Origin of the sequence: Bacillus hominis, assembly GCF_018332515.1 — a bacterium.
GTDB lineage: Bacteria > Bacillota > Bacilli > Bacillales > Bacillaceae_G > Bacillus_A > Bacillus_A hominis.
In genome coordinates, this window is sequence record NZ_BOQD01000639.1 from 1 (window position 1) to 396 (window position 396).

The following is a 396-nucleotide window of genomic DNA, read 5'->3' on the forward strand; positions in this document are numbered from 1 at the left end:
TTAAATAAAAAAAACATTATATAGAAAGGATGAGATGAATGACGAGAGTAAAACAAGTTTTTGGTATTATTATTAGTTTTTTTGTTTTTTGGTTTAGTATGCTCGGTGTACAAATGTTTGCTGAGTTTTTAGATATCGAGTCATTAAAATTTGTTGCGGGAAAAACTGAGGCAGCGCGTACGTTTTATTCACCGTATCCGTTTTTAATTGTTTTTCTTATTACGTTACTTTCTTTATATTTCTTTGTGATAAAGCTTGGTAAACCTAAAAAAGAGAAGTTACCTGCATTAGAGGAAAAAAAGGAAGAATTATAAAAAAAAATCCCCCGCTTTTAGCGGGGGATTTTATGCTTAGGTGATGGAAGTGGCAAGAATGGTCGGTGGCTTCGCGTCTTCC

The 396-nt window shown here is 33.3% G+C and carries 1 protein-coding gene; it reads left to right on the top strand.

Features of this window, described 5'->3' with window-relative positions:
• Positions 1-38 precede the first annotated feature (38 nt).
• Positions 39-314 (top strand): DUF3935 domain-containing protein, encoded by a 276-nt coding sequence (locus KI356_RS27740; RefSeq protein ID WP_128281741.1) that lies wholly within the window; start codon positions 39-41, stop codon positions 312-314.
• Positions 315-396: the final 82 nt, after the last annotated feature.